Below are 24,374 nucleotides of genomic sequence, written 5' to 3' on the forward strand. Positions count from 1 at the left end.
CCCGGTGAGGCCGATGAACACCCCCGAGACGAACCGATTCCGTCGCTGGCGGCGGACCCGCCCCTTCTGGGGAGGCGTGTTCGCCGTCCTCGGCGGGGTCGAGCTGATCGCGATCCCGCTGGCGCCGATGCCGCTGGTGATCCACCAGGGCATGGCCGGCGTGGCGAGCTGGCTGATCGGCGCGCTGCTCGTCGCGGCCGGCGCGCTGATGTGGTTCCAGCCCGCGCAGCGCGGGTTCTACGGGATCCTCGCCGTGCTGCTGTCGCTGGCGTCCTTCCTCACGTCCAACTTCGGCGGGTTCCTCGCGGGGATGCTGCTCGGCATCCTCGGCGGCGCGCTCGGCTTCGCGTGGTCCCCGGCCACGGTCCGCCGTCCGCGCCCGGGAGCGCCCGGCGGCACCGCTCCGCTGCCCGCAGCGAGCGGGACGGCGCGCGGCGGCACGATGCTCGCCGCCGCGCTTCCGGCGGCCCTGCCCGCCGTCCTCGGCGTGCACCTGTTCACCCCGGCCGCGACCCCGGCTCCGACCCCGGCGCCGTCGGCATCGGCATCGGCGTCGGCGTCGGCGTCGGCGTCGGCGTCGGCGTCGGCGTCGGCGTCGGCGCCCGCCGGCGGGACGCGGATCTTCACCGACGCGGCCACGCTGCGCGCGAGCTCGCTGACGATGTCGGGGCTCAGCTACGACGGCGTCGCCGAGCTGCCCACCGCGCGGGGCACGGTCCGCGCGCTGAAGTTCAGCATGTCCAGGGCCGTGCTGAAGGACGTCGACCAGACGACCCGGCGCGGCGCCGCCACGACCCGGCTCAGGACCGGCAACCTGACGCTGGACGGCGACGTCGTCATGTTCACCACGAAGATGTCGTCGCGGCTGCTCGGCATCCCGCTGACCTTCACGCCCGAGCAGCCACCGCCGCTGACGCTGCCGACCATGGTGATGACCGACGTGGTGTCGGAGCAGCCGTCGGTGCGCGCCGACGGGGCGAGCATCTCGGGCCTGGACATCACCAACAGCTGAGCGTGCCCGCGGCCCCTCCGGCGTCCCCCCGGGCGCAGGCCGGGGCCGGCGGGCCCGCGCCCATCGCGCCGGTGCCGAGCCGGCTGCGCAGGATGAACGCGCCCGCCAGCACCGCGGCCACCACCAGCACCACCGCGACCGTGACGATCACGATCGTCTTGCGGCGCTCGCGGTCGCCGGGACGCGCCGCGCCCTGGTCGGGCCGAACGGGCTGCTGCCACTGGCTGAACTGCTGCGGCTGCTCCCACGGCTGCGGCGTCTGCGGCGGCTGAGGCGGCTGCGGGGGCGGCTGGACGCGCTGAGGTGGCACACGCGGGGGCGGACTGTACGGCGGCGGCTGCGTCTGCGAGGGCCGCTGCTGCGGGGGCGGCTGCGTCTTGGCCAGGGCCGGGGGCGGCTGCGTCTGGGACGGCGCGGGCGGCGGCGGGGACCACTCGGTCTCCACCATGGTCCGTACCTCGGGCTCGCCCGAGGGGCGTCCGGCACCACCGGCGAAACCGCCGGGACCGGGGTCGCGCCGCGTCACCGGATCGAGGTCGGCCGCGTCCATCACGGTCTCGGCCGCCTCGTCCGTCCCCGGGAACTCGTCCATCACCGTGTCCTCGGCGACCGGCGGAGGCACCGGCTGCGGGGGCGCCGGCGGCGGGGGCGGCGGCATCGCGGCGACCCGGGCGAGCAGCGGGCGGGCCTGCGCGCCGGTGATGCGGTACACGGGCTCACGGGCCAGCAGTCCCACCAGCACACGGTTCAGCGGGCCCGCGTTGCGCGGCACCGGGACCGGCTCGGTCAACGCCGCCTGGAGCGAGGACATCGCGTCGGACCGCTCGTATGGCGAGTGGCCCTCCAGCGCCGCGTACAGCGTCGCGCCGAGCGCCCACAGGTCGGAGGCGGGCACGGCGCGCTCGCCCTGCGCCCGCTCCGGCGGGATGTAGGCGGGCGACCCCATGACCAGGCCGGTCTGGGTGAGGGTCGAGTCGCCCTCCACCTGCGCGATGCCGAAGTCGGTCAGCACCACCCGCCCGGCGTCGGTGATCAGCACGTTGCTCGGCTTGACGTCGCGGTGCAGGATGCCCTTCTCGTGCGCGTGCCCGAGCGCGGCGAGCATCTGCATGCCGATCTCGGCGACCTGGCGGTGGCCGAGCGGGCCCTCCTCCAGCAGGTCCTGGAGCGAGCGGGCCAGGACCAGCTCCATCACGATCCAGGGCCGGTCGGACTCCTCCACGACGTCGTGCACCACCACCACGCCTGGATGGCTGAGCCGCGCCGACGCCCGCGCCTCGCGGAAGGTCCGCTCGTAGAGCACGTCGCGTTCGGACACGGTGAGGCCCGGCGGCAGCACGACCTCCTTGACCGCCACCTCGCGGTCGAGCATGACGTCGTAGGCCCGCCACACCGTGCCCATGCCGCCGCGGCCGACCACCTCGTCGAGCCGGTAGCGGTTGGCGAGAAGACGTGCCTCTCCCATGACTAAATGGTCCCCCGTCACACGCGGCGCTGCCTAGAGGCACTCCCCGAGCACACCTCTGCGGCACCTGTCGTCATAGGGACGTCCCAGCGCGTCCCATGGTTCATCGCACGCTCGTGGGCCGGAACGTGTCGAGGACATTCTTCACGGTAGTGGTGTATTGGCTCCACTCGGTCGCCGGGACGGCCACCAGGACCGCGTACGCCCGGCCCTGGTCGATGTAAACGCCCCGGTCGCGGGCGCGGGTGCCGCCGTTGCGGTCCCAGACGAATTCGATGTCGGCGGCCCTGAACCGGCCCGCGGTGCTCCTGGTCACCGACAGCCGCCGGAACCCCTGCATGTTGCCGTCGGCGACCGCGTTCTTCTCCCAGTTGATCCAGTGCTGGAGCGGGTCACTCGGCTCGCCCGTCCAGGGCGTGCGGTCGACCTGCACGTACGCCTTGGTCCTGGGGTCGATCCAGACCGTGCTGCGCGCCTGCTCCGTCCGGGTCCAGCCGTCCGGGACCGCGATGGTGTAGCCCGACGCCTTCACCCGGTGGGATCCCGGCGGCACCGGCGGCAGGACGTCGGCCGAGGGCGCGGTGGTCTTCCGGTCGGCCGGCGCGGCGCTGGAGGTCTTCGTCACAGTGGACCGCACGGGCGGCGACGTCGCTCCCCCCGCACCGTCGCCGGACGCGCCGTCCGGCCACAGGGCGACGGCGATGCCCGCGACGAGGGCGGCGGTCACGAGGACCCCGGCCAGAACCGGCACGAGCGGAAGCCGCTTGGCCGGGCGGACCCCGCCGTCCGGCATCGCCGGGTACGGCGACCCCGGATGCGTGTACGGCATCGGTGACTGCGGTGACTGCGTGTGAGGGGACGACTCGTTGTGGTGCGTCCCGGTCGGCGCGTTCGCTGTGAGATCCGGCACAACGGCCGTGACCGGCTCCGCGGGCGGTGCCGTCCAGGCCGACGACGTGCCCGCCCCCGCGTACGGGTCGGCGGTCGTGGCCCCGGTCGCCAGGCCCGCGGCGTGCCCCGCGGCCAGGCCCGCGAGCGCCTCCTCGGCCCGCGCGGCGCCCATGCGCTGGACGGGGTCCCGGTCCAGCAGCCCCATCAGCACCGGCGCCAGCGGCCCGGCGTTGCGCGGCGGGGGCGGCTCCTGGGTCATCGCCGCGGCGAGCACGGCCATCGGATCGGAGCGGTGGTGCGGCGCCTTGCCCTCGCACGCCGCGTACAGCGTCGCGCCGAGGGCCCACAGGTCGGACGAGGGCGTCGCCTTGTCGCCCCGGACCCGCTCGGGCGACATGTAGGCGGGCGAGCCCACCAGCAGCCCGGCGTGCGTCAGGGTCGCGTCGCCCGCCATCTGCGCGATGCCGAAATCGGTGAGCACCGCGCGGTCGTCGGCGGCGATGAGCACGTTGGCGGGCTTGACGTCGCGGTGCAGGATGCCGATCGCGTGCGCGGCCCGCAGCGCCGCCACGACCTGCCGCCCGATCGTCGCGACCCGTCCGGGCCGCTGCGGCCCGTCCTCGTCGAGGATCTCCTGGAGGGAGCGGGCCTGGACCAGCTCCATCACGATCCACGGCCGATCGTCCTCGTCGACGACGTCGTGCACGGTCACCACGCCCGGATGGTTCAGCCGCGCCGACGCCCGCGCCTCGCGCAGCGTGCGCAGGTGCCGCGTCTCGCGCTCGTCGTCGCTCAGCGCGCGGTGCAGGACGACCTCCTTGACCGCGACCTCGCGATCGAGCATCTCGTCCCGCGCGCGCCACACCGTGCCCATGCCGCCGCTTCCGACCACGGTCAGCAGTCGGTAGCGCCCCGCGAGAAGCCGGCCGTCCCCCTGCCCCGTCTGTTCCCCGTCCGCCATGAGTGGCGACCCTACCGACCGCGTCCAGCGGTTCGCCATACGTCCCCCTCCGCGGTCGTCGTGGGGACGGAGGCCGGCTCGGGCGCGCTCAGGCGCCCGCGGGCTTGAAGAAGCGGTAGACGGGCTGGAGATCGGTGAACGTCTTGTCCCAGCCGCCGTTGGGGGCCGACAGGAGGATGGCGTACCCGTGGCCGTTCGCCACGAAGCCCCGGTTGAGGATGCGCATGCGGCCCCGGGACGTGGTGTGGGTGAACTCCCAGTCGGCCGACTTCGCACCGTCCTTGGTGTCGGGGACGGGCGGCTGGTCGCCGGTCTTGGCCATCTTGACCAGCTTGTAGCCGCGGAAGGCCCGGCCGCCGTTCTCCTGCTGCTCCCAGTCGCGGAGCGCGCTCGCACCGGGCGTGGAGGTCTGCCCGATCTGGATGTAGGAGCTCTCGTCGGGCGAGTAGAAGAAGTCGCCGCCGTCCTTGCGCTTGGGCGCGCTCCACCCGTCCGGGATCGGCACCCAGTAGCCGGTGCGGTCCTTGTGCATGTGGAAGCCGGCGGGCAGCCCGGGGCTCGACGAGACGGTCTGCGTCGGCGTCGCGGGCGGCGACGACGAGGGCGGCGGCGCACTGGACGCCTTCTGTCCGACGGGCGGGTCCTTCTTCTCGGCCCCGCCGCCGCCGGAGTTGGCCCAGGCGACCGCCGCGACGACCACGAGGAGGATCACCACCGCGACGGCGACGAGCAGCGCGTTGCGGTTGCGGGCCAGCGCGGGATGGCCCGCCGGGCCGGTGGCGGGCGGATCCTGGTGGCCCGTGGGCCCGGTGGCCGGGCCGGGACTCCACGACGGCGCGCGGGCGGGGCCGGGTGCGACCGACGCCGTGTCGCCGAGCGTGGGGACGGACCGGGTGCGGCCGTCGGTGGGATCGGGTGCGGGCGCCGGGGCCGCCGGGGGCGGAGGCTCCGGCCGCGACCGTGGCTGCGGCTGCGGCTGCGGCTGCGGCTGCGGCTCGGGCTGCGGCCGTGGCTTGGGCTGCGGCTTGGGCCGCGGCTGCGCGGACGGCGGCGGGTTCTCCTTGGCGTACGCCGCCTCCGCCTCTTCGGCCTCCTCGTCGACCGCGCTGTGCGGTTCGGTCGACTGGGTCGGCTCCTTGGCCGCGGGCGGCGGCCCCTGGGCCCGGGGCTGGTCCTTCGGCCGCTCCCTGCGGGCGGGGCGGAGCCGCTTGGCCGGACGCTCCTGCTCGGCGGGCGGCGCCGCCGCGCCAGGGGACGCCTGGCCCATGAGCTGCTCCAGCGAGACCTCGACCGCCAGCGTGCGCTGGGTGTCGACGCTCTCGTGCCGGACGATCTCGTCGAGCAGCGCCCCGGCCTGGATGGCCTCCATCCGGTGGTCGGGGTTCTTGGCCAGCAGCCCCTCGATGACCGGGGCGAGCCGGCCGGCCTTCTCCGGCGGATCGGGATCCTCGGAGATCACCGCGACCAGCGCGGCCATCGGCTCGGCCCGCTCGAACGGCGACCTGCCGTGCACCATCGCGAACAGCGTGACGCCGAGCGACCACAGGTCGGAGGCGGGCCCGGCGGTGCGCCCGCGGGCCCGCTCGGGGGCGATGTAGGCGGGCGAGCCCATCACCAGTCCGGTCTGGGTCAGCGTCGCGTCGCCGGAGGCGGTGGCGATGCCGAAGTCGGTGAGCACGGCGCGGTCGCCCCGGGTGACCAGCACGTTGCTCGGCTTGACGTCGCGGTGCAGCACGCCGGCGTCGTGCGCGGCGTGCAGCGCGGCGAGCATCTGCCGGCCGATGTCGGCGGCCCGCCGGATCTCCAGCGGGCCCTCCTGCTTGATCACCTGGTCCAGCGACCGGGCCCGGATGAGCTCCATGATGATCCAGGGCCGGCCGTCCTCCTCCACGACGTCGTACACGGTGACGACGCCGGGGTGGCCGAGCCGCGCGGCGGTGCGCGCCTCCCGGAACGTCCGCTTGTACTGGACGGCCCGTTCCTCATCGGTGAGACCATGCGGCAGGATGACCTCTTTCACCGCCACGTCGCGTCCGAGGACCTCATCGTGAGCCTGCCAGACCGTGCCCATGCCACCACGGCCGACCTGGGTCACCAGTCGGTAGCGGCGAGCGAGCAAGCGCTCGCCGGAGGTCTCATTCGGCATATCCGCGACCATATCCATTTTTGCTGACAATCTTGGACCCAGCCTGCAAGCCACATCCCTCTACCCGTACGACGTCCGGTGACGCGCCCTCGTCGGCCACCGGACCGGCAGGGCCGTGACGGAAGCGACATGGACGTGACACCCGGTACAACTAAGAGAGCACCACAGCGCGGCGACGGGGGAACCATGGCGGAGAACGCCCTGTTGGTCGAGTGGCGCCGCCTGATCCAGGCAGCCCCGACCATCTTCTTCTGGTACACCCGCCTCGCCGGCATTCTCTCACTGCTGTCCTGGCTCGCCTATGGTCTCATCGTTGAGATCGCCGACTTCTGGGCGCTCCGCTGGTTCGGCTACCTCGACTGGGTGCCGAGCGTGCCGATCGGGCTGGTGTGGATCCTGCTGTCGATGGGCGTGCGGCGGCGCAAGAAGGCCGCCTGGCGGATGATGGTGCTCATCTTCACGCTGCGCGCCGCGGCGTCCTCGGTGAAGGCACTGGCCTCGCTGCTGGACCCGAGCGAGCCCACCCCGATCGGCTACCTGGTCACCGCGGCCGTCTTCATCGCCGGGCTGGGCCTGCTGACCGCCGCCCGGGGGGAGTTCACCACGCTGCCCGACCGGGCCAACCGGCGGCTGGCCGCGCTGGTGTTCACCGGCACGCTGATCGTGACCAGCGTGATCGGCACGTTCACCATCGCCGCCACCGACCGCGACCCGCGCGGCGGCTTCTGGACCCATCCCGCCTACGCCGCCGCGCAGACCATCCTCGGGCCGCGCGTCACCGGCAAACCGATCGACGTCAGCGTCCCGCTCTGGGTCGACGGCATCCTGTGGGTGCTCGGCACCGGCCTGCTCGTCGCCACGTTCTGGGCGCTGTTCAAGCCCGGCCGCCGCGACCCGGTGCTCAGCCCGGAGGAGGAGCTGGCGGCGCGCGCGCTGCTGGCCGAGTACGGCGACCAGGACTCGCTCGGCTACTTCGCGCTGCGCCGCGACAAGGACGTCATCGTCGCACCGAACGGTAAGGCCGCCATCGCCTACCGGGTCGAGGGTTCTGTCTCGCTCGCCAGCGGCGACCCGCTCGGCGACCCCGAGTCGTGGGACCAGGCGATCGAGGCGTGGCTCGGCGAGTGCCAGGCGCACGCGTGGATCCCCGGCGCGGTCAGCGTCGGCGAGCGCGCCGCGCACATCTACCGGCGGCACGGGTTCGATGCGCTGGAACTCGGCGACGAAGCGATCATCGACCTCACCGACTTCAGCCTGGACGGCCGCGAGATGCGGCAGGTCAGGCAGGCGGTGCGGCGGGTCGAACGGGCCGGCTACACGGTCCGGATCCGGCGGCACTCGCAGATCCCGTCCTGGGAGATGGCCAAGCTGATCCGCAGCGCCGACGCCTGGCGCGGCGAGCAGACCGAGCGCGGCTTCTCGATGGCGCTCGGCCGGCTCGGCGACCCGACCGACGGGCGCTGCGTGATGGTCGAGGCGTTCGACGCCGAGGGCGAGCTGCGCGGGCTGCTGAGCTTCGTCCCGTGGGGGCGCAACGGGCTGTCGCTCGACCTGATGCGGCGCGACCGCGCGGCCGAGAACGGGCTGAACGAGTTCATGGTCGCCAAGCTCGCCGAGAAGGCCGCCGCCGTCGGCGCCCAGCAGCTCTCGCTCAACTTCGCGATGCTGCGCTCGGCGTTCGAGCGCGGCTCGCAGATCGGCGCCGGGCCGGTCGCCCGGCTCTACTACCGGCTGCTGTCGTTCGCGTCGAGGTTCTGGCAGCTCGAATCGCTGTACCTGTCCAACGCCAAGTACCTCCCCGAGTGGCGGCCCCGGTTCATCTGCTACACGCAGAGCCGCGACCTGGTGCGCCTCGGGCTCGCCTACGCCCGCGCCGAGGGGTTCGTGCCGAGCCTCAACCGGCCCAAGCTCGACCGGGCCGCCAACATGGCGCCGTCCATGCAGCTCACCGAGCGGATCAAGGAGATCGAGGAGGCCGCCGACGCGGCCCGCACCCCGCACCGGCGGCTGTCGGAGCAGGAGCGGGTCCGGCACGACAAGCTGGAGCGGATCCGCGCCGCCGGCATGGATCCCTACCCCCTCGGCTTCGCGCGCGAGGACTACGCCGCCGACATCCGCGCGCGCTTCCCGGACCTCGCGCCAGGCTCCGGCACCGGCGTCACCGTCGCCATCGCGGGCCGGGTGGTGCTGGCCCGCCAGCACGGCCGGCTCGTCTTCGTGACGCTGCGCGACGAGACCGCCGACCTCCAGGTGATGCTGACCGCGGACGCGCTCGGCGACGCCTCGCTGGACGCCTGGAAGTCGCTGATCGACCTCGGCGACCAGGTCGGGGTGACCGGCGAGGTGGTCACCTCCAGGCGCGGCGAGCTGTCGGTGCTGGCCGCGACCTGGAAGCTCACCGCCAAGTGCCTGCGCCCGCTGCCCGACAAGCGGTCCGGGCTGGCCGATCCCGAGGCCAGGGTCCGCCAGCGCTACGTCGACTTCATCGTCAACGACGACTCCCGGCGGATGCTGCGGATGCGCGGCGACGCGGTCGCCGCCGTCCGCGACGGGCTGCGCGAGCGCGGCTACCTGGAGGTCGAGACGCCGATGCTCCAGCCGATCCACGGCGGCGCCACGGCGCGCCCGTTCACCACCCGGATCAACGCCTACAACATGCAGCTCTACCTGCGGATCGCACCTGAGCTGTACCTCAAGCGGCTGCTGGTCGGCGGGGTCGGCAAGGTCTTCGAGCTGAACCGCAACTTCCGCAACGAGGGCGTCTCGCAGAAGCACAACCCCGAGTTCACCATGCTGGAGGCCTACGAACCGTACGGCGACTACGACACCATGGCCGTGCTCACCCGCGACCTGGTGATCGACGCGGCGCGGGCCGCGCTCGGCACCACGGTCCTGGTCCGCGACGGCGTGGAGTACGACCTGGCCGAGCCCTGGCGGGAGATCACCGTCTACGGGTCGGTGTCGGAGGCCCTCGGCACCGAAGTCACCCCCGACAGCCCGCTCAAGACCGTCCGGACGCTCTGCGAGCGGGCCGGGCTGAACGTCGCGCCCGAGTGGGGCCAGGGCCGCCTCGTCCAGGAGCTGTTCGAGGCGCTGGTCGAGTCCGGGCTCAAGGCCCCCACCTTCGTCCGCGACTACCCGGCCGAGACCTCCCCGCTCACCCGCCCGCACCGCGCGGACGACCGGCTCGCCGAGAAGTGGGACCTGATCGTCTTCGGAATGGAACTCGGCACCGCCTACTCCGAGCTGATCGACCCCATCCTCCAGCGGAGGCGGCTCACCGAGCAGTCGCTCCAGGCCGCCGGCGGCGACCCCGAGGCGATGGAGCTCGACGAGGACTTCCTCCGCGCGCTGGAGTACGCCATGCCCCCGGCGGGCGGCATGGGCATGGGCGTCGACCGGCTGCTGATCACCCTCACCGGCCGCTCGATCAGGGAGACCATCCCGTTCCCGCTCGTCCGCCCGGGGTCCTGAACGCCGCGCCGGTGCGCCGGTGCGAGCGGGTCAGAGCGTGCGGGGCACCGGACGGCCGCCGTGCTCGGCGAGCCAGCGCCGGGCCCGGCCGCGCCGCCGCTCCTCCCGGGCGAACGTCCCGTCCGCCTCGCCGGGAAACCCGGCGCCGGTGGTCGGGCGCGGCGGGACCACCAGCCAGCGGCCCGGGTCGTACGCGGCGTCCCCGGCGTCGAACGCGGGCTCGCCGTCGAGTTCGCCTGCTTCGAGGACGTCGCCGCGCAGCAGGTCGAGCACGTGGGCGCCGCCGCCCGCGGGCGCGTCCTCCAGCGCCGCCGCCAGCGCGCCCGGATCGACGGGGACATCGGCGAGGTCCGGGCGCGGACGCGGGTCGTACAGCGCCGCCGCGAGCTCGGCGGCCAGCTCGGCGTCACCGGGGAGGCCGCGGCCGTCGAGCTCGGCGAGGCACGCGCTCGCGTGCGGCCCGGCGCCGGGCGCCCCCTGCGCGAGCGCCGCGACCAGCACGTCGCCCGCGTGCTGGAGCACCGGGACGAGCGAACGGCCGCGCAGCACCTCGAGCCCCGCGCGGCCGTCACCGGCGGACGCGGCGGCGCGGAGCACCGCCAGCGCCTCCTCGTCCCAACCGGTCACATGCTCCTTTGTACAGAACGCCCGCGAGGCGGGCCCGGGGTACAGGGAATCGTCCCGTCGAGGACGCCCCTCAGGCGGGACGCTTGTCCTCGACGTGCACGACCTTGAGCTCGTCGCCGTCCTGGCCGCGCTTGCTTCGGCCGAACAGCCCGATGCGCAGGTCGTCGACGCCGGCCTCGCCGTCGACGTCGACCTCGTCCGGCGCCACGTAGGTGAGCACGTCCGGGTGGTGGCCCCACACCGCCCAGCCCGGGGCGGCGTCGAGGTCGATGGTGCCGAAGTCACCGGACGGCGTGCCGCCCGCCACCGGCCCGAACTCGCGCATGATCCCGATCGCCTGCGCGGTCAGGTCGGCCTCCGGCTCCATCAGGATCACGCAGGTGCCGTTCTCGAACAGCACCCAGGACTTGCCCGCACCCTTGATGATCGTCCGCCATACCTCGACCAGCTCGTCAATCGCCATGCCGGGATTGTGCCGTCCGGGTACGACACACACCACCGAATTCTCCGATCACGGCCGCGGCCCGCCGCGACCTACTCGGAGTGGCCCTCCCGGAAGGCGTCCACCGCGTAGCGGAGCCGCGCGCCCACCAGCAGTTCCTCGCTCTCCGGGCAGCCCAGCATCCGCCGCGCGAGCCCGATGATCTGCTCGTCGGTGAGGTCCGGCTCCTTCGCGGCGATCCGCCCCACCAGCTCCACCAGCTCGGGACGCTTGTAGGCGACGATCGACCGTCCCCGGCTCACCGCGAAGACGTGCGGGGCGGACGGCCGCGCGGGCGGCGCGGGGGGTGCGGCGGGCGGCGGGGCCTGCGGTTGCGGGGGTGCTTGCGCTGGGGCGCGCAGGGGCTCCGGGACGACGGGCGGCATGGGCTCAGACACGACGGGCTCCGGCTCTGGCTCTCGGACGGGTGGCCCCACCGGCGGCGGGGCCACGAAACGGGTCAGGAGGGTCTCGAAGAGGGTCGACGTGGCGGTCGCCACATCGCGCAGGGGTCCGGGAAGGGGGGCGGGGGCCGTCCCGCCGGGCGCCGGCAGCTCCGGGCCCGGGGCTCCGGCGAGGATGACGCGGGGCGCCAGCCAGAGCACGAAGAGGGCCTCGGCTCCGGCGCCGTGCTCGCCGTCGACGATGACGACGTCGAACGATCCGGGACGCGGCGGCAGCACGTCGGGGATCCGCCACAGCGGGACGATCCAGGCGGGGACGGCGTCGTGCGGGGACGCGCCGCCGGGGGTCAGGCGGGCCAGGCAGGCGCCCCAGGCGCGAGCCGCCGACAGCTCGGTGCCGATGTCGCGGAGCCGGGTCTCGGCCTCGGCCAGCCCCGCGCGCAGAAGGGCCGCGGCGGGCGCCGCCCCGGCCCCGGCCCCGGCTCCGGCTCCGGAGCGGTGGTCCGGGGTGCGGCGGTCCGCGGCCCGGCGGCCTTCGGCGCGGGCCCAGGCCCACGCCTCGTCCCAGCGTTCCATGCGGCCCGGCCACACCTCGTCGCCGTCGGTGGCGACCAGCAGGTAGGCCAGGTCGGGGTGGACGGCGCGGATCCGGTCGAGGAGCGCCTCGCAGCGGTACTGGTCATCCCGCTCGCGCCGGGCGTCCGCCAGGGCGTCGAGGCACCGGCCGTACCCGGCGGGATCGCGGGCGTCGATCGCGGCGATGGCGGCGGGCAGCTCGGGCGGGTCGTCCCCCTGCGCGACGATCGAGTCGCGCAGGGCGTTCAGGTCGGCGGCGGCCCGGGCGACGCCGAGCGCGAGGAGCACGCTCTCCAGGCCGACGACGTACCCGTGCCACTGCAACGGGTGGGTCAGCGGGACGCCGAGGCCCGACCGGTCGAGCAGCTCGATCGTCTCGTCCAGCGCGGGGAGCGCCTCGCGGATGCGGGCGAGGCGCGCGTGGGCGCGGGCGAAGCGGGCGACCCGGTCGGCGAGCGGCACGTCGGCGGGGAACGACACCCCCGCCGCCTCCCACACGTGCTGGAGCTCCTGGCAGACCATCCGCACCATCAGGTCGGCGAAGACGACGTCGAGCAGCTCGGGGGTGGTGGGCGACTCGCCGTCGACGGTGACGGCGGACAGGAGCGGCTCGGCCTGGCGCTGCGCGGTGGAGCGCAGCGGGCCGCGCTTGAGGCTGCCGCCGTCGCTCAGGTAGTCGCGCAGGTCCTGCGCGGCTCCGGCCAGCTTGCGGAAGTGCAGGTCGCCGGGCGGGAGTCCGACGTGGCGTCCGCTGATGCCCTCCAGCGCGCGGCCCGCCCACTCGGCCTGGGAGGTCATCTCGGCGACCCGCGCCCAGACCAGCGGGCGGCGCCGGGCCAGCGCGTCGGCGAAGGCGCGGGCGGCGAGGTCGGAGAGCTTCCAGCCGCCCGGATGGCCGTCCAGCCCGAGGTCGCGGAGGGCGGCGTTCACGGTGGACGCGCAGCCGTCGAGCCGGGCGAGCAGGGTCAGGTCGCAGTCGCGCAGCCGCCTGGACAGCTCGGTCTCGGCGCGTTCGGCGCGCTCGGCGGCGGCGGTCTCGGCCTCGATCAGGGTGCGGACGTATCCGCCGCTCGGCAGGGAGCCGGGGTCGACGTCGCGCTGGGTCGTGCGGAGCTTGCGTTCGGGCGTCTCCTCGGCCAGGAGCCGGACGAGGTCGGCGGCCTCCGGCGCGGAGACGGGCGGGTCGTCGGGCAGCCCCGGCCTGGGCGGCAACCATCGGACGGAGGCCGCGTCGGAGCCGGGCGGCCCGTCCCCGGGCGGCTCGGCGCTGGGCGGCTCGGCGCTGGGCGGCTCGCGCTCCTCGACCTCCGCCACGTCCTCGGCCGGCTCCTGCGTCCCGGCCCGGTCGAGGCGTTCGCGCAGGCCCGCGACCTCCCGCCGGGCGGCCTCCTCGCGTTCGGCGAGGCCCGCGACCTGGCGGCCGTGGCTCTCGGCGTCGTGCGCGGCGGCGCGGGACAGCAGCGCGGCGGCCACCTCGGCCCCCGAGCCGGGCCGGCCGGAGGCCGGGGCCGGGGCCGCCGAGCCGGTCGCGGTCGCGGTCGCGGTCAGCGCCGCGATCTCGGCGGGCAGCGCCGCGCGCAGTTCGGCGGCGGCCTCGGTGTCGGACGTGGCGACCAGCACCCGCTGACCGCGGACGAGCAGGCCGGTGAGGAGGCCGGGCACGGTGCGCGGGGTGCACTCCTGGACGTGCAGCAGCGGCGTGCGCGTCCCCGGCGAGAGGAACCGGGCGAAGCCGCCGGGCACCGTCGCGCCGGGCGCGGCCAGCCGGTCGATGAGCCCGGCGCAGTAGTCGGCGACGTTGGCGCGGCCCGGCCGGCGGACGACCAGCGCGGGCGCCGGCCCGAGCCGCGGAAGGGGCGCCGCGCCGAGCTCGGACTCAGGCGACGCGTCGACGACGGACGTCCCGGCGGGGTCGGGGGCCCAGTCCTCGTGGAAGGCGACGCCGCCGGGGAAGGCGATGGCGGCCCACTCGTGGAGGACGTCGCCGACGGAGGCGTGCAGCCCGAACCCCTGACCGGACCGCACCGCGTCGCGCATCCACGCGGTGCGGCCGGGCCGGAACCCGGGGACGCCGCCGAGCAGCTCGCGGTCGCGCAGCGAGGTGTCCCCGGCGAGGACAACGTCGATCCGCTCGGTGCGCTCGTCCACCGCGATCCGCACGGGCGTGGCGAGCAGGTGGTCGCGGACGGCGGGCCCGGCGGCGGGCTGCCAGGTGAGCAGGCCGGTGGCCAGCAGGACCTCGTCGCCCTGCGCGGCGGACCGGCCGGCGACGTCGCGGAGCGTCCGGTACCAGTGCCGCAGTCCGAGCCAGCCGTCGAACTCCTCCAGCACGGCGGGCGGCGCCAGCGGGATGACCGGGACGCTGAACAGCACGTCGCCGGGTCCCGCGTCGGTCTCGACGTAGACGTCGCCGGGCAGCTCGGCGAGCCAGTGCACCTGCTCGTAGGCGGCGAGGTCGCCCACCGGCCGCCGCCGGGCGGCGGCGAGGTCGCGCAGGAACCCGAGCAGCTCCGACGCGGCGGCGACGTCGGTGGCGGGCTCGCCGGCGACGTCGGTGACCTCGGTGCCGGCACGGCCGGGCGCCGGGCCCTTCTCAGGCACAGCGGCTCCTTCCCTGCCCTCTGGGAAACGCTGTGCCCCGATCTAACACCCTGGGCGGGCCCGGACCAAGGGCAACCAATGATCTTGCGGGGTCAGTGCGCCCGCGCCCGCTGGTCGCCCTCGTTCGGCAGCATCACCCAGAGCACCAGGTAGACCACGAACTGCGGTCCGGGCAGCAGGCAGGAGAGCAGCGCGAGCAGGCGGACGGTCCAGGGGGTGAGGCCGAACCGGAGCGCGAGCCCGGCGCAGACCCCTCCGATGATCCGACCGTGACGCGGGCGGTAGAGGCCGTTCATGTCGTTTCTCCCCGATTCGTGTGGAGCGGAGTGCGACCGCGAAGCCGTGGCCGCACCACCCACGCTACGAACCGCGCGCCGCCCGCCACATCGGCCGGACGACCTGTTCGGACGCCATACCAGCGGGCTAGGGGATGCCCCCTAAGGGCCGGGGATCCCCGGAGCCCGCGAGCCGTCCCTAGGGGACGGGGGCGTTGAGGCCGGCGACGAGACCGGGGAGGCCGGCCAGGTCGTCGAGCACGAAGAGGGCCTCGCTCAGGGTCCCGTCGTCGCGCTGGATGTGCCCCCAAGGGCCGCGCCGCAGGAACGCCGCCCGCATCCCGTGGTCGAGCGCGGGGCGGACGTCGTTGTCGATGCGGTCGCCCACGTACAGGACGCGGCCCGGCGGCGCGCCGGCGAGCCGCGCGCACCGCTCGAAGAACTCGCGGGACGGCTTCTCGATCCCCCACACGTCGGAGATGCCGACCACGTCGGCCTCCAGCCCGAGCGCGGCGAACTGCGCGGCGGCCTCGACCGGCTGGTTGCCGGCCACCCCCACGAACAGCCCCTGGGCCCGCAGCGCGGCCAGGCAGGCGCGGGCGTCGGGGTAGAGGTCGCCGGGACCGAAGCCGTTCGGCACCCCGGCCTCCGCCCGGCGGCGCTGCTCGGCCTCCAGGTCGAATCCCGGCCGGAAGTACTCGAACAGGTCCATGTGGGTGCCGCCGGTGGCGAGGACCGCGCCCAGCTTGGCGAGGAAGGTGTGCCTCGGCACGCCGAGCCAGTCGGCCCAGCGGCCGTAGATCTCGCCCTCGTTGACGAGGGTCTCGCCGATGTCGAAGAAGACGGCCTGGATCGGGGCCGGTGCGGGGAGCGAGGACACGGTCACAGATCGACCGACTCGCCGGGCTTGATGCGGCGGAACTCCTTGCCGAGCTCCTTGCCCGCGGCGCCGACGGCGTTCTCCATGACGGTGAGCCCGATGTCGTTGAGCAGGCCGTCGTGGATGACGAACGCGCGCTCCGGCCGCACGGCCCGCGTGTAGCTGAACATCTCGGGCACCTTCAGCCACGGCGCGTTGCCGGGCAGGCACAGCGTCGGGACGGGCTCGTCCGGAACGGTCAGCGCGTCGCCGGGGTGGAAGACCTCGCCGTCGACCAGGAACCCGGTGTTGGGGATCGGCGGCACGTCGGGGTGCAGGATCTCGTGGTCCTCGCCGTACACGTGCACGTCGAAGCCGGCGACGGTGACGGCGTCGCCGTGCCCGACTTGGTGGACGCGCCCGCCGAGGTCGGCGAGGTTCGCCGCGACGACGCGGGAGGTCCACACCTCCAGCCGCGGATCGGCGGCCATGGCGGCGCGGAGCCCGTCGGCGTCGAAGTGGTCGAAGTGCTCGTGGGTGATCAGGACGGCGTCGGCGCCGTCGAGCGCGGCGCCGGCCTCGCTGAACGAACCCGGGTCGATGACGATGGTCCGGTCGTCCTTCTGGAGCCGTACGCAGGCGTGTCCGAATTTGGTGAGGCGCATGCTCCGAGTTTTCCACGCCGCCGGGGCCGCCCCGGGCGGCGCCCCCGCCGCCCGGATGCATTGACCGGTCCCCGCCGCGTTGATAGAACACGTTTCACTTTGTGTTCTGGAGGCGGCGATGCCCGTTCCCGATCAACGCGACCCCGAGCTCACCCGGCGCAGCCTCGCCCGCTGGCTGGACCGGCACCTGCCCGGCGTCCGGATCCCCCTGCTGGAAACCCCCGAGACCAGTGGCTTCTCCAACGAGACCCTGATGTTCGACGCCGCGTGGACCGACCCGGCGACCGGGGCGGCGCGGCGCGAGCCGTTCGTCGCCAGGGTCGCGCCCGCGCACTACCAGATCTTCCCCGAGGCGCGGTTCACCGAGCAGTACCGCCTGATGCGCGTCCTGGACGAGCGGACCGGCATCCCGGTCCCGCCGATCCGCTGGTACGAGCCGTCCGCCGAACCGCTCGGCGCCCCGTTCTTCGTGATGGGACGGGTCGACGGCCGCGTCCCGACCGACATGCCGCCCTACCACATGGGCGGCTGGGTCACCGAGGTCGCGCCGGACGAGCGGGCCGCGATGTGGTGGTCCACCCTGGAGATCATCGCCGAGCTGCACCGGCTGGACGTGGACGCCCTCGGCCTCGGCTTCCTCGATCAGCCCGAGTGGGGCGCGACCGGCCTGGAGCAGCGGCTCGGCTACTACGAGCACTACCTGCACTGGGCCTACGACGGTCCGCAGGAGACCGCGCTGGACGCGCTCGCCTGGCTGAAGGCGAACCGTCCGGACGAGCCCGGCCCGCCCGTCGCGCTGTGGGGCGACGCCCGCATCGGCAACGTCGTCTTCCAGCGGGGCGCGCCCGCCGCGGTGCTCGACTGGGAGACCGCGGCGCTCGGCGCGCCCGAGGAGGACCTGGCCTGGTTCCTGTTCCTGGATCGCCACCACTCCGAGGGGATCGGCGTGCCCCGGCTGGACGGCTTCCCGACGCCGGACGAGACGGTCGCCCGCTACGAGGGGCTACTCGGCCGCCCGGTCCGCCACATGGCCTACTACCAGGTGCTCTCCGGCTTCAAGTTCGCGGTCATCATGGCCCGGATCGGCCAGGCGATGATCGACTTCGGCTGGATCGGGGCCGGCGACGCCTTCCCCCACGACAACAACTGCACCCGCCTGCTCGCCCGCATCCTGCCCGGAGGACCCGCATGACCCTGTCACCGCTGGACGACTACCCGATCCACCAGGCGCCGGAGGTCATGCGGCACGTCACCACCTCCGACCGCAACTTCTACGACCGCTACTACTTCAACGCGCACCCCTGCTCGGACGACCTGATGCTGATCATCGGGATCGGCCAGTACCCGAACCTCGGCGTGATGGACGCGTTCGCGGTGGTCCGCCGCGGCCCGCTGCACAAGGTCGTCCGGGCCTCGCGCGAACTGGGCGCCGACCGGATGGACACCGCGGTCGGCCCGTTCCGCGTCGAGGTCGTCGAGGGCCTCCGGCGGCTGCGCGTCACACTGGAGGACACCGGCAACGGCCTGTCCTTCGACCTCGCCTGGGAGGGCGCGATCCCCGCCCAGCTCGAACCCGCCCACTACCTGCGCTGGCAGGAGCGCGTCGTGTTCGACTCGCGCCGTGTCGCGCAGACCGGCCGCTGGACCGGCTCGATCACCGTGGACGGCGAGCGGATCGAGGTCACCCCCGATCACTGGTGGGGCTCGCGGGACCGCTCCTGGGGCGTCCGCCCGGTCGGCGAGCCCGAGCCGCCCGGCATCCAGGTCAAGAACGCCGGGACGTTCTACTGGATGTACGCGCCGATCCAGTTCGAGGACCACTCCGTCCTGTGCATCGTCCAGGAGGACGAGAAGGGCCGCCGGGTGCTGGAGGAGGCCACCCGGGTGTGGGCGGACGAGTCGCGCGAACCCGAGTACCTCGGCCGCCCCGAGTACCGCCCCGTCTACGCCGCCGGCACCCGCGATGTCGTCCACGCCGTGCTCGCGTTCGCGCCGCCGGGTGGGGCGCCCTTCGAACTGCGCGCCACCCCGATCCTGCCCGTCCACATGATGGTCGGCACCGGGTACGGGCTGGAGCCCGACTGGAAGCACGGCATGTACCAGGGCCCCGACCTGAAGGTGCAGGGCGTCTCCTACGACACCCGCAAGGACGAGGACGCCGCCCGCATGTGGGGCATGGTCGACGCGGTGGCCCGCTACGAATACCTGGACGGCGCGGCGCCGACGGGTGCCGCGACCGGATACGGCCTCTTCGAGTACTGGGCCCTCGGCCCCCACCCGTCCATCCCGGAGTGACGCGCGGGCCGTCCGGGCCTAGCGGGACGCGGCGAGCACCGCCAGCACGATCGCGACGACCAGCGCGACGGTGGTGAGCACCAGAAAACCGGCCACCACCGCGCAGGCGAGGCCGCGCGGCTGGTCGCGCCAGGTTCCGTAGTGATCGCGCACCTGCCGGTCCAGCTCCTCCCGCGACGGCTCCGCGGGATCCTCACGCGCTGACGTCACGGCGGCCAGTCTGGCAGACCGTCCCGGGGCCGGAGAACGCACCGGGGCCGCCGGTCCGGCCGGACCGGCGGCCCCGGGCCGGCACCGTCCGGGCACTCCTGATCGAGCGGGGAGCATGACCAGGCGCGACCGGACGGAGCGAGAGCGGGCGGTGGTCAGGTCTCGGTCCCCTCGGCGATCGTGAAGGCCACATCGCCCTGCGGGTCCACCTGCGCGTCGAGGGTCTTGCCGTCGAGCATCGTCGCGACGACGGGCTCCATGTAGACCCTGGCGCCCTCCTCCTCGACGACCTGATCGCCCGCCTCCGGCGCCGGCGCGACCGACAGCCGCAGCGCGTCGGAGCCGTCGAGGCCCGACTCGATCCGGATGCCCGTCTCGGGCGGCAGTTCGGGGTTGGCGGTCACGGTACGAATGACCTGGACGGCACCGCTGGTCAGCGTCAGCATGATCAGCTCCTCACGTCTCGGATGTTGCAGATTCAGGATCTGCCCCACCCTCCCCGTTCAGAACGGGGGTAAACATCGGCGCCGCGCCGCCCCCTCGGGCCGGAACGGCCCGAGGTGGCCCGGCATCGCCGCTGGTCAGGGCGATGCCGGGCCCGGCGGTCAGCCCGCGTTGGGGGCCAGGGCGCGTACCGCCTCGGCATGCGAGAGACCACCGCCGGGGACGATCGCGAGCACCGGCGTGGTGAGCCCGGCGGCCACGTACTCGCGGATCCGGGCCCGGCACGCGTCGGGGGTGCCGTGCACGATGAGGTCGTCCACGACCTCGTCCGGGATGACCTCCAGGGCCTTCTTGCGGTCGCCCGCGGCCCACGCCTCGTTCATCGGCCCGAGCGCCTCGCCGCGGCCGAGCCACTGGTGGAACTTCTGGTAGACGGGCACGTTCATGTACGCGGCGATCATCCAGCGGCCGATCGCGCGGGCCTCCTCGGCGTCGCCGGTCGGGCAGACGAACAGCCGGGCGACCAGCTCGGGGCCGTCGCCGAGCTCGCCGCGGACCGTCGCGACGTCCTTGGGCGCCAGCCAGTTGGTGATCGCGCCGTCGGCCTCGCGGGCGGCCAGCCGCAGCATCCCGGGACGCAGCGCCGCGAGCACGATCGGCGGCGGCGTCGCCGGGGCCGACTCCAGCTTGAAGCCCTTGACGGCGAAGGTCTCGTACTCCTCCTTGACCTTCTCCCCCGCGAGCGCCCTGCGCAGGAAGCGGAGCGTGTCGCGGGTCCGCTTGTAGGGCTCCTCGAACGGGATGCCGTTCCAGCGCTCCACGATCGTGTCGGACGAGGTGCCGATGCCGAGCACGAACCGGCCCGGGGCCAGGTCGGCGAGCGTCGCGGCCTGCTGCGCCAGCAGCGCCGGTCCGCGCGTGTAGACCGGCACGATCGCCGGGCCGAGGCGCAGCTCCGGCGCCCACTGCGAGGCCAGCGCCAGCGGGGTGAAGGCGTCAGTGCCGTTGGTCTCCGCCGACCAGGCGTCGGTGTAGCCGAGGCCAGGCAGGCTCTCGACGATCTCCCGGTGCCCGGCCAGGGGCAGCCCGGCCAGCGGAATGGTCAGTCCCCAGCGAGACATGTGCTCGCCTCCTCAGGCGATCGAGGGCCGGATGATGGAGCCGCCGTCCACGACCATGGTCTGGCCGGTCATCCAGGACGCGGCGTCGCCCGCGAGGAACACCGCGGCGTTGGCGATGTCCTCGGGTTCCCCGAGGCGGCCGAGCGGCATGTACTTGTTGATCTGCTCCTCGTTCTCTTCCCACAGTGCGCGGGCGAGCGCGGTGCGGACCAGGCCGGGCGCGATGCAGTTGACCCGGGTGCTCGGCGCCAGCTCCATCGCGAACTGGCGGGTGAGGTGGATGACGGCGGCCTTGGTGGCGTTGTAGTAGCCGATGCCGTGCTCGGTGACCATGCCGCCGACGGAGGCGATGTTGATGACGGCGCCGCCGTTCCGCTCCATCGACCGCTTCCAGGCGAGCTGGGTCCACTGCACGACCGCGAACTGGTTGACCTGGACGGTCTTGGCGGCGGCGGCGGGCTCGATCTCGGTCATCGGGCCGAAGTGCGGGCTGGTGCCGGCGTTGTTGACCAGCACGTCCAGCGTGCCGAACTCGGCCACCGCGGCGTCCACGCAGGCCGCGGCCTGGTCGGCGTCGCCGACGTGCGCGGCCTTGGCCAGCACGCCGACGCCGGGGTGCGCGGCCCGGATCTCCGCGGCCACCGCGTCGAGGGCGTCCTGCTTGCGCGAGGACAGCACGACGTTGGCGCCCTCGGCGGCCAGCGCGAGCGCGATGGCCTTGCCGATGCCCCGGGACGCGCCCGTGATCAGCGCGGTCTTCCCTTCCAGTCCAGTCCGCATGCGCACTCTCCTTCGCTGAGCACCGAGTACTCCGGCGGCGCCCGGCCGCGCGGCCGGCGCGGCCGAATCCGACTCGGTCACTGTACCCAAGTGACTGACGGGTCAGTTAGCTGGCCCCGGGTGCCAGCACGAACCGCCGGAATCCCTCCGCCGCCGGCGGCCGGGTCCGCTCGGCCGCCCACACCAGCCCGATCGTCCGGACCGCCCCCGGGTCGGCCAGCGCCAGGTGGCGCACCCCGTGCGGCGACTCCGGGCCGCCCTCGGGCGCGCCGAGCCCGGCGGCGTCCGGCCGCGGGGCCACGATCGCGACGCCGAGCCCGGCCCCGACCAGGCCCCGCACCGTCCACGACTCCTCCCCCTCGAACGCGATCCGGGGCCGGACGCCGACCCGCTCGGACAGCTCCTCGAAGATCGTGCGCAGCCCGGCGCCGCGCCGGAACGCCACGAACGGCTCGTCCGCCACGTCCGCCAGCCTGGCCCGGCGCCGTCCGGCCAGCCGGTGGCCCGCGGGCACCGCGAGCTGGAGCCGCTCGGTGACCAGCGGTCGCCACACCAGCGCCGGGTCGTCCGGGTCGGGACTGGTGACGGCCAGGTCGGCGCGGCCCTCCCGGACCGCCGCCGCGAGCCGCTCGGCCCGGTCCTGGATGAGCCGGAACGTCACCCCGGGATGCTCGCCCCGGAACCGCCGGATCAGGTCGGGGACGAACAGGGGCCCCTGGGTGTGCAGGAACGCCAGCGACACCTCGCCGCGCTCGGGGTCGGCGGCCTGGACGAGCGCCCGCCGCGCCGCCTCCTCCTCGGCCACCAGCCGCCGGGCGTGCTCGGCGAACACCTCCCCGTACCGGCTGAGCACCACGCCCCGGCCCGCGCGGTCGAACAGCGGCGCGTCCAGCTCGCGCTCCAGCCGGGCGATCGCGCGCGACAGACCGGGCTGCGAGATCCGCAGTTCCGCCGCGGCGTTCGTCACATGCCCGAGGTCGGCGACGGCCAGGAACCAGCGCACCGTGGTGAGATCCATGCATTCATGCTGGCAGAGCATCGTTTTCCGATCGAAGACTCATTGGACGCATGACTCCTGATAGTTGAATCCTGGACGTCATGGCCGCCCCCGTCGTCCCGGTCCCGCTCCAGGAGGCCGAACCGCACCGCCTCGGGTCGCCGGGCCTGCGCCGCATCAACCTCGCGCTGTTCGCGGCCGGGCTCACCACGTTCATGTCGCTGTACTGCACGCAGGCGCTGCTGCCGGAGCTGTCCGGCGGCTTCGGCGTCTCGCCGGCCGAGGCCAGCCTGCTGGTCTCCCTGGCGACCGGCGCGGTGGCGGTGGCGATCATCCCGGTCAGCTCGCTGTCGGAGCGGTACGGGCGGACCCGGGTGATGCTGGTGTCCTCGGTGGCGTCCGCGCTCGTCGGGCTGCTGATCCCGCTGTGCACGACGTTCGCGCTGCTGGCCGCCGCGCGCACCGTGCAGGGGCTGGCGCTGGCGGGCGTCCCGGCGGTCGCGATGGCCTACCTCGCCGAGGAGGTCCACCCCGAGTCGCTCGGCGGCGCGATGGGACGGTACGTGGCCGGGACCGGCATCGGCGGCGTCCTCGGCCGGCTGGTCCCCGGCCTGGTGACCGACGTCGCGGGCTGGCGCTGGGCGCTCGCGGCGACCGGGGTGGTCGCGCTGGGGTTCACCGTGCTGTTCTGGGCGCTGCTCCCGCCGTCCCGCCGGTTCCGCCCCGGCCGGGTCGAGTACCGGACGCTGCTCGCCCACCTCCGCGACCCGGGCCTGCGCCGCCTCTACCTGATCGCACTGGTGGCGATGGCCGGGTTCGTGACCGTCTACAACTTCCTCACCTACCGGCTGCTGGACGCGCCGTTCCACCTCCCGCAGGCGGTGGTCGGGCTGATCGCGGTGACGAACATCGCGGGGTCGGCCGCGTCCGCCCGCGCCGGCGTGCTGGCCGACCGGTCCGGACGGCGCCGGGTCCTGGTGGGGGCGCTGCTGCTGGCCGCGTCCGGGCTCGCGCTCACGCTGCCCGACGCGCTGCCGCTGGTGGCCGTCGGGCTGCTGGTCTTCACGGTCGGGTTCTTCGCCACGCACGCGGTGGCCAGCGGCTGGGTGGGCCTGCGCGCCTCGTCCGCGCGCGCCCAGGCGTCCGCGCTGTACCTGTTCGCCTACTACCTGGGCAGCAGCATCGGCGGGACGGCCGGGGGCGTCGCGTACGAGCGCGGCCAGTGGACCGGCACCGGCCTCTACGTCCTGCTCCTGCTCGCGGTCGGCCTGGTCGCCGCCGCCGGGATGGCCGGAACCTCCCCTGTCTTGAACGGTCGCTTGGTTGGTAAGGTGCGCCGGAAGTGACCTGAGGAGGGCCGCGTGAGCACCACCAAGGAACGGCGCCCGGCTATCGAGGGCTGGTTCACCGGCGGCGACGGGGCCGTCCGGCTGCTCGGCACCCGCTGCGCGTCCTGCGGCACCCCGTACTTCCCGCGCAACGAGCTGGCGTGCCGCAACCCCGGCTGCACCGGCCCGAAGGACGGCTCCGAGCTGGAGGAGCACGCCCTGTCGGGCCGGGGGCGCGTCTGGTCCTACACCGACTCCCGCTACAAGCCCCCGCCCCCGTACATGTCCCCCGACCCGTTCCGCCCCTACACGGTCGCCGCCGTCGAGCTGGAGGCCGAGCGCATGGTCGTCCTCGGCCAGGTCGTCCCCGGCGTCGGCGTCGACGACCTCGCCGTCGGCATGGAGGTCGAGCTCACCGAGGGCGTCCTCTATGAGGACGACGAGGCCGAGTACACGGTGTGGATGTGGAGGCCGGTCAAGTGAGCACGAGGGCAGCCGCAGCGAGCGGAGCGAGCCGATGAGCAGCGGGCCGCCGCGCGGTGGCTGGACTGAGGAACGCGCGCAGCGACGAAGGAGCGAGCACGTGACGAGGGAAGCCGTCGCGCGAAAGCGGCGGCCCGCAGCGAGCGGAGCGAGCAAATGAGCAGCGGGCCGCCGCGCGGTGGCTGGACTGAGGAACGCGCGCAGCGACGAAGGAGCGAGCACGTGACGAGGGAAGCCGTCGCGCGAAAGCGGCGGCCCGCAGCGAGCGGAGCGAGCAAA

The 24,374-nt window shown here is 74.3% G+C and carries 20 protein-coding genes; 6 read left to right on the forward strand and 14 right to left on the reverse strand.

Translation table 11 applies throughout. From position 1 onward, the window contains the following. Positions 1 to 13: 13 nt before the first annotated feature. Complete coding sequence (locus QP090_RS27500) at positions 14 to 1,012, forward strand: DUF6114 domain-containing protein (protein WP_285942314.1); 999 nt, start codon at positions 14 to 16, stop codon at positions 1,010 to 1,012. On the opposite strand, the gene QP090_RS27505 is transcribed toward QP090_RS27500, so the two are convergent. The 3 genes from QP090_RS27505 to QP090_RS27515 form a co-directional block, all read right to left on the reverse strand. Next, a complete protein-coding gene (locus QP090_RS27505; RefSeq protein ID WP_285942315.1) occupies positions 999 to 2,477 on the reverse strand; it encodes a serine/threonine-protein kinase in 1,479 nt (492 codons plus the stop codon). The two genes, QP090_RS27500 and QP090_RS27505, sit on opposite strands and share 14 nt — an antisense overlap. A 103-nt stretch (positions 2,478 to 2,580) precedes the next feature. Next, entirely contained in the window at positions 2,581 to 4,329 is a 1,749-nt protein-coding gene (locus QP090_RS27510; RefSeq protein WP_285942316.1) for a serine/threonine-protein kinase, read from the reverse strand. Between the two features lie 88 nt (positions 4,330 to 4,417). Continuing rightward, entirely contained in the window at positions 4,418 to 6,475 is a 2,058-nt protein-coding gene (locus tag QP090_RS27515; RefSeq protein WP_285942317.1) for a serine/threonine-protein kinase, read from the reverse strand. A 186-nt stretch (positions 6,476 to 6,661) separates the two neighbouring features. Here QP090_RS27515 and lysX point away from each other — a divergent pair, with 186 nt between their 5' ends. After that, a complete protein-coding gene (gene lysX, locus QP090_RS27520) occupies positions 6,662 to 9,949 on the forward strand; it encodes a bifunctional lysylphosphatidylglycerol synthetase/lysine--tRNA ligase LysX (protein ID WP_285942318.1) in 3,288 nt (1,095 codons plus the stop codon). A 30-nt stretch (positions 9,950 to 9,979) separates the two neighbouring features. On the opposite strand, the gene QP090_RS27525 is transcribed toward lysX, so the two are convergent. From QP090_RS27525 to QP090_RS27550, 6 genes are all read right to left on the reverse strand, one after another. Next, complete coding sequence (locus QP090_RS27525) at positions 9,980 to 10,576, reverse strand: hypothetical protein (protein ID WP_285942319.1); 597 nt, start codon at positions 10,574 to 10,576, stop codon at positions 9,980 to 9,982. A 70-nt stretch (positions 10,577 to 10,646) separates the two neighbouring features. Continuing rightward, positions 10,647 to 11,039: a hypothetical protein gene (locus QP090_RS27530; RefSeq protein ID WP_285942320.1), complete on the reverse strand. Its 393-nt coding sequence runs from the start codon at positions 11,037 to 11,039 to the stop codon at positions 10,647 to 10,649. A gap of 71 nt (positions 11,040 to 11,110) precedes the next feature. Further along, a complete protein-coding gene (locus QP090_RS27535; RefSeq protein WP_285942321.1) occupies positions 11,111 to 14,638 on the reverse strand; it encodes a DEAD/DEAH box helicase family protein in 3,528 nt (1,175 codons plus the stop codon). Positions 14,639 to 14,730: 92 nt separating this feature from the next. Next, positions 14,731 to 14,934: a PspC domain-containing protein gene (locus QP090_RS27540; protein WP_285942322.1), complete on the reverse strand. Its 204-nt coding sequence runs from the start codon at positions 14,932 to 14,934 to the stop codon at positions 14,731 to 14,733. Positions 14,935 to 15,112: 178 nt separating this feature from the next. Further along, a complete protein-coding gene (locus QP090_RS27545) occupies positions 15,113 to 15,799 on the reverse strand; it encodes an HAD family hydrolase (protein WP_285942323.1) in 687 nt (228 codons plus the stop codon). Continuing rightward, positions 15,796 to 16,437 carry an MBL fold metallo-hydrolase gene (locus QP090_RS27550; RefSeq protein WP_285942324.1) on the reverse strand — a complete coding sequence of 214 codons (642 nt, stop codon included), beginning with the start codon at positions 16,435 to 16,437 and terminating at the stop codon, positions 15,796 to 15,798. The genes QP090_RS27545 and QP090_RS27550 overlap by 4 nt, the downstream gene beginning before the upstream one ends. Before the next feature lie 118 nt (positions 16,438 to 16,555). Between QP090_RS27550 and QP090_RS27555 the strand changes: the two genes are divergently transcribed. Both QP090_RS27555 and QP090_RS27560 read left to right on the forward strand, forming a co-directional pair. Beyond that, complete coding sequence (locus QP090_RS27555) at positions 16,556 to 17,629, forward strand: phosphotransferase family protein (protein ID WP_285942325.1); 1,074 nt, start codon at positions 16,556 to 16,558, stop codon at positions 17,627 to 17,629. Next, a complete protein-coding gene (locus tag QP090_RS27560; protein WP_285942326.1) occupies positions 17,626 to 18,732 on the forward strand; it encodes an Rv3169 family protein in 1,107 nt (368 codons plus the stop codon). The genes QP090_RS27555 and QP090_RS27560 overlap by 4 nt, the downstream gene beginning before the upstream one ends. An 18-nt stretch (positions 18,733 to 18,750) precedes the next feature. Here the strand turns inward: QP090_RS27560 and QP090_RS27565 are convergent, their stop codons facing one another. The 5 genes from QP090_RS27565 to QP090_RS27585 all read right to left on the reverse strand — a co-directional run bounded on the left by QP090_RS27565 (position 18,751) and on the right by QP090_RS27585 (position 22,305). After that, positions 18,751 to 18,942, reverse strand: a complete 192-nt coding sequence (locus QP090_RS27565) for a hypothetical protein (protein WP_285942327.1) — start codon at positions 18,940 to 18,942, stop codon at positions 18,751 to 18,753. Positions 18,943 to 19,097: 155 nt separating this feature from the next. Further along, positions 19,098 to 19,388 carry a Fe-S cluster assembly protein HesB gene (locus QP090_RS27570; protein WP_285942328.1) on the reverse strand — a complete coding sequence of 97 codons (291 nt, stop codon included), beginning with the start codon at positions 19,386 to 19,388 and terminating at the stop codon, positions 19,098 to 19,100. A 159-nt stretch (positions 19,389 to 19,547) separates the two neighbouring features. After that, positions 19,548 to 20,507 carry an LLM class F420-dependent oxidoreductase gene (locus QP090_RS27575; protein ID WP_285942329.1) on the reverse strand — a complete coding sequence of 320 codons (960 nt, stop codon included), beginning with the start codon at positions 20,505 to 20,507 and terminating at the stop codon, positions 19,548 to 19,550. Between the two features lie 12 nt (positions 20,508 to 20,519). Further along, positions 20,520 to 21,287, reverse strand: a complete 768-nt coding sequence (locus tag QP090_RS27580; protein ID WP_285942330.1) for an SDR family oxidoreductase — start codon at positions 21,285 to 21,287, stop codon at positions 20,520 to 20,522. A 106-nt stretch (positions 21,288 to 21,393) separates the two neighbouring features. Continuing rightward, positions 21,394 to 22,305 (reverse strand): LysR family transcriptional regulator, encoded by a 912-nt coding sequence (locus QP090_RS27585; protein WP_285942331.1) that lies wholly within the window; start codon positions 22,303 to 22,305, stop codon positions 21,394 to 21,396. A gap of 80 nt (positions 22,306 to 22,385) precedes the next feature. On the opposite strand from QP090_RS27585, the gene QP090_RS27590 reads away from it, so the two are divergent. Together QP090_RS27590 and QP090_RS27595 are read left to right on the forward strand one after the other, a co-directional pair. Continuing rightward, on the forward strand, positions 22,386 to 23,630 hold the full coding sequence (locus QP090_RS27590) for an MFS transporter (RefSeq protein ID WP_285942332.1): 1,245 nt from the start codon (positions 22,386 to 22,388) through the stop codon (positions 23,628 to 23,630). A gap of 15 nt (positions 23,631 to 23,645) precedes the next feature. Continuing rightward, positions 23,646 to 24,095, forward strand: coding sequence for a Zn-ribbon domain-containing OB-fold protein (locus QP090_RS27595; protein WP_285942333.1), 450 nt, complete (start codon positions 23,646 to 23,648; stop codon positions 24,093 to 24,095). The last annotated feature ends 279 nt before the right edge of the window (positions 24,096 to 24,374 follow it).

The sequence above is a fragment of the Actinomadura xylanilytica genome (assembly GCF_030283145.1).
Taxonomy (GTDB): Bacteria; Actinomycetota; Actinomycetes; order Streptosporangiales; family Streptosporangiaceae; genus Spirillospora; species Spirillospora xylanilytica.